Here is a 1,048-nt window from a genome sequence, read left to right as displayed (position 1 = left end):
CACCTGCTCGCGGTGTTGTGTGGAGGAGTAGACCCTAGCCCACCGGAACGTTCACGTTCACGAGCGAGAAAAGATCCTTCGGATCGTCCGGGTTTGCCACCAGGTCAATGAACTGCTGCAGATCGGTACCCTGAGTTGCTGCACGCGCATAACGCAGACCCGAGAAATCAGCGATCGCAAAGCCCACCGAATCGAAGAGAGTAATCTGCTCATCCGAGACGCGCCCGGGCTCCTCGCCGGTCAGAACCTTCCAGAACTCCACCACCGGGAAGTCCGGGTCCTTCTGCTGAATTTCACCCTCGATGCGGGTCTGCGGCGGGAACTCCACGAACACGGTTGAACGATCCAAAATCTCGCTTTCCAGCTCGGTTTTGCCGGGGCAGTCGCCTCCAATAGCATTCAGATGCACGCCGGGCTTCACCTGCGAATTTAGAAGCACCTTTGCCTGCTGTTTATCGGCGGTGCAGGTGGTAATAATATCGGCGTCTGCAACGGCCTCGTCCACGCTGGATGCGGCATGAATCCTGAACCCTAGTGGCTCCAGATTACGGCGGAACTTCTCAATAGCGGCGGGATCAACATCGTACACCGCAAGGTCCTCAATGCCGAGGACGGCGCGCATCCCAAGGGCCTGGAACTCGGACTGCGAACCGGTGCCGACCATCGCCATCTTCCGCGAATCCTTGCGCGCCAGGTGCTTGGCCACCATGGCTGAAACAGCGGCGGTACGAAGGGCGGTCAGCAGGGTCATCTCCGCGAGGAAAACGGGGTATCCGTTATCCACATCAGCCAGCAGACCGAACGCGGTTACGGTCTGGTACCCGCGTGCAGGGTTTGAGGGGTGCCCGTTCACGTACTTGAAGGAATAGATGATGTTATCTGAGGTCGGCATTAACTCAATCACGCCGAAGGGGGTGTGGGATGCTACGCGCGGAATCTTATCGAAGCTCTGCCATTTCTTGAAATCTTCTTCCAAGAAATTCACCATACCGGCAATAATATTCCCAACGCCGTCACGCTGAATCCACTGTGCCATGGATGCAACATC

The 1,048-nt window shown here is 57.2% G+C and carries 1 protein-coding gene; it reads right to left on the bottom strand.

All coding sequences use genetic code 11. The features are described from left to right. Positions 1-34 precede the first annotated feature (34 nt). The coding region (locus Q4P78_RS09390) for an ornithine cyclodeaminase (protein ID WP_303340102.1) at positions 35-1,048 on the bottom strand (1,014 nt) is incomplete at its 5' end.

The organism is Rothia sp. (in: high G+C Gram-positive bacteria) (genome assembly GCF_030540545.1).
GTDB lineage: Bacteria > Actinomycetota > Actinomycetes > Actinomycetales > Micrococcaceae > Rothia.
This window is presented reverse-complemented; position numbering and strand designations above follow the sequence as displayed.